Origin of the sequence: Mycobacterium sp., from assembly GCF_049585075.1 — a bacterium.
In the GTDB taxonomy this organism is placed as follows: Bacteria; Actinomycetota; Actinomycetes; order Mycobacteriales; family Mycobacteriaceae; genus Mycobacterium.
This window is the reverse complement of sequence record NZ_JBAUZA010000513.1, coordinates 1-3,352: the sequence shown is the minus strand read 5'-3', so window position 1 is coordinate 3,352 and position 3,352 is coordinate 1. Positions and strand designations below refer to the sequence as shown.

3 protein-coding genes and 1 pseudogene are annotated in these 3,352 nt (G+C 65.9%); all 4 read right to left on the bottom strand.

Annotation, left to right across the window (positions count from 1 at the left end; translation table 11 throughout):
- On the bottom strand, positions 1-123 hold a 123-nt coding region (locus WB785_RS23915), incomplete at its 3' end, for a helix-turn-helix domain-containing protein (RefSeq protein WP_424082449.1).
- A gap of 95 nt (positions 124-218) precedes the next feature.
- Positions 219-1,871, bottom strand: coding sequence for an ABC-F family ATP-binding cassette domain-containing protein (locus tag WB785_RS23910; protein ID WP_424082447.1), 1,653 nt, complete (start codon positions 1,869-1,871; stop codon positions 219-221).
- A gap of 68 nt (positions 1,872-1,939) precedes the next feature.
- Positions 1,940-2,779 (bottom strand): annotated as a pseudogene (locus WB785_RS23905) (enoyl-CoA hydratase); the annotation flags it as partial.
- Between the two features lie 16 nt (positions 2,780-2,795).
- Positions 2,796-3,158 (bottom strand): thioredoxin, encoded by a 363-nt coding sequence (trxA, locus tag WB785_RS23900; RefSeq protein WP_424082445.1) that lies wholly within the window; start codon positions 3,156-3,158, stop codon positions 2,796-2,798.
- Between the last annotated feature and the right edge of the window lie 194 nt (positions 3,159-3,352).

Sequence of the window (3,352 nt, the reverse complement as noted above, 5' to 3'; positions counted from 1 at the left end):
GCTGTGTACCGACCCATAGGACCTGCCAGTGGACGAGACCAGTTTACGAATGCTGGCTCCGCCCTCATACGCGCTCCGCAATTCGTCCATCAACTGCGCGCGTGTTTTCTTCGACTTCCGCATCGGCGCCTCCCCGCTGAATAGGATCCCCAACGCACACAGCGTAGAAAGCCGGCGTCGGCGGCGGGGCGATTTGACGAAATCGCCTGCGCCATCGGTCAGGCCAACTCGATGAGATCCCGGTAGTCCTCGGACCAATGGTCTTCGGTGCCGTCGGGAAGCAGCACGACACGTTGCGGATCGAGCGCTTCGGCGGCGCCGGGGTCGTGCGTCACCAGCACCACCGCGCCGGCGTAGCTACGCAGTGCATCCAGCACCTGCTCGCGCGATGCCGGATCGAGGTTGTTCGTCGGCTCGTCGAGCAGCAACACATTCGCCGTCGACGCCACCAGGCCGGCCAGCGCCAGCCGCGTCTTCTCACCGCCGGAGAGCGTGCCGGCCAACTGGTCGAGCTGACTACCACTGAACATGAACGCGCCGAGTAGACCACGCAGGTCTTGCTCGCCCGAATCGGGCGCGGCATGGCGGATATTCGCCCACACCGTCGCGGTGTCGTCGAGGGTGTCGTGCTCCTGGGCGAAGTACCCGATTTTCAAACCGTGTCCGGGCTCCAACCCCCCGGCGTCGGGCTGCTCGGCACCGGCCAACAGCCGCAGCAGTGTCGTCTTGCCCGCGCCGTTGAGTCCGAGCACCACCACCCGGGAGCCGCGATCGATCGCGAGGTCAACGCCGGTGAACACTTCCAGCGATCCGTAGTTCTTGGTCAGACCACTGGCCACCAGCGGGGTGCGTCCGCAGGCGGCCGGGCTGGGAAACTTGATCCGGGCCACCTTGTCAGCTGCCCGCTCTTCGTCGAGCGCGGCCATCATCCGATCGGCACGTCGCAGCATGTTCTGCGCTGCAACAGCTTTGGTCGCCTTCGCACCTAACTTGGCGGCTTGGGCACGCAACGCGGTGGCCTTGCGTTCAGCGTTGGCACGTTCCCGGCGGCGACGCTGCTCGTCGGTGGCGCGCGCGTCGAGATACTTCTGCCAGCCCATGTTGTAGACGTCGACTTCGCCGCGCACCGCGTCGAGAAACCACACTCGGTTGACGACGTCGGCCAGCAAGTCGACGTTGTGGCTGATGACCACGAGGCCGCCGGTGTGGTTCCGCAGAAAATCCCTTAGCCAGCCCAGTGAATCGGCGTCGAGGTGGTTGGTCGGCTCGTCAAGCAGCAAGGTAGTGGCCGAACCTGAAGCCCCGGCTCCTCCTTCACTCGCGGCGAACAGAATCCGCGCCAGCTCCACCCGGCGTCGTTGTCCACCGGACAGCGTGCGCAGCTGCTGAGTCAGCACCCGTTCGGGCAACCCAAGGCTCGCACAAATTCGGCCGGCCTCGCTTTCGGCTCCGTAGCCGCCTAACGCCGCGAAGCGTTCCTCGAGTTGGCCGTAACGGCGAATCGCACGGTCGCGCGCTGCGTCGTCGGCGACCTCGGCCATCAGCGCCTGCTGCTTTTCCAGATCGGTGAGTAGGGTGTCCAAGCCGCGCGCCGAGAGCACTCGGTCGCGGGCCAGGACGTCGAGATCGCCCTCTTTGGGATCCTGCGGCAGGTAACCGATCTCGCCGCTGCGCGTCACTGTCCCGGCATACGGCTCGCCCTCCCCCGCAAGGATGCGCAAGGTGGTGGTCTTCCCGGCGCCGTTGCGCCCGACCAGACCGATGCGGTCACCGGGCTGTATCCGCAACGCCGTGGCGGGGGCCCCCGCCGGATTAGCACAGAGCAACGTGCGCGCGCCAGCGCGGACCTCGAGGTCCGTAGCCGTGATCACGGTCACTCTCCTTGTTCGTTTGTCCGACTCCTCAGCAGGCCATGGCCTGCATCGTCGCCGGACGGTTGTTACTTGTCGTCGGTGAATACCGGCGGCCGCTTCTCGGCACGCGCGGCAACCGCCTCTTCGAAGTTCGTGGTGAGCAGGCGAACGAAAAGCTGCCCCAGGCCCTCGGCCTGCATGTGCCCTTCCAGGCTAGCGGCGTCTAGTCCACTCCACAGTGTGCGTTTGGTCAACTCGATTCCCGGCCGCGAGAACGCAGCGATCCGTTCGGCCATCGCATAGCACGTCTCCAGCAGCTGGTCTTCGGGTACCTGTTGGGATACCAGCCCGATCCGCTCGGCTTCCTCGGCGTCGATGTCCCGGCCGGTCAGCATGATTTCGAACGCCCGCGACGAGCCGATGGCCCGCGGCAACAAGTAGCTAAGACCCAGCTCGCTGGCGGTCAGACCGTTATTGATGCCCGCCGCCCGGAAATAGGCCCCGCTCGCGGCGACGCGGATATCGGCGGCTAGCGCCAGGCAGAGCCCACCACCGATCGCGGCGCCGTTGACCGCGGCGATCACCGGCTGGTGTAGCCGTCGCAGTCCCAGGATGACGTCGTCGAGAACCTGCATGGAGCGCAGCGCGTAGGTGGGCCGGGTCAGGCCCTGCACATGCGGCACTTCCCCGGCCGACTTGTGGTCGGCGCCCGACGAGAAACCTCGACCGGCCCCGGTCAGTACGACCACCCGCACCGAGTTGTCGTAGGTGATCTCCTCTAGAGCCGATTTGAGCGGCACCATGACGTCGAACGCCATGGAGTTCATCCGCTCCGGCCGGTTGAGGGTGATGAGCGCGACATGCGGCCGCGGATGTTCAACGAGAACCAAATTCACCGTTGAACGGTAACTTGCCTGGCCTTGGGCCGTCGCCTTGAGGCGATCAGGCCTGGTCGCTCTCCTGCGCGGCGATCGCCGCGTCGATGTCGAAGTTCTTGACCTGCTGAACCAGGTCCTCCAACGCCGCCGGCGGCAGGGCGCCGGCCTGGTTGAACACCAGCTTGCCCTTCTTGAACGCCATCAACGTCGGGATGGACCGAATCTGGGCGGCGGCTGCCAGCTCCTGCTGTGCTTCGGTGTCGACCTTGGCGTGCACGACGTCGGGATGCTTGTCGGCTGATGCGGCAAACGTGGGCGCGAACTGGCGGCACGGCCCGCACCACGATGCCCAGAAGTCGACCAGGACGACGTCGTTGCCGTTGATGGTCTCGTTGAACTTTTCGGCGGTGAGGTCTTGGGTAGTCACGGTGCTCTCAACGCCGTGAACTGCCGAAATGTTCCCGGCGGGTGCTCGCGCCCGATCAGGTCAGGTGGTCGTAGTCGCCGCGCACCCAGGCGGCGTGGCGGGCCGCCGATCGCTGGACCGCCGCGTGGCCGTCGGTGTCGATGGAGTTCGTGAACAGTCCGTAGATGCGGTCGAAGTGCAACTCCGCCAGCGTG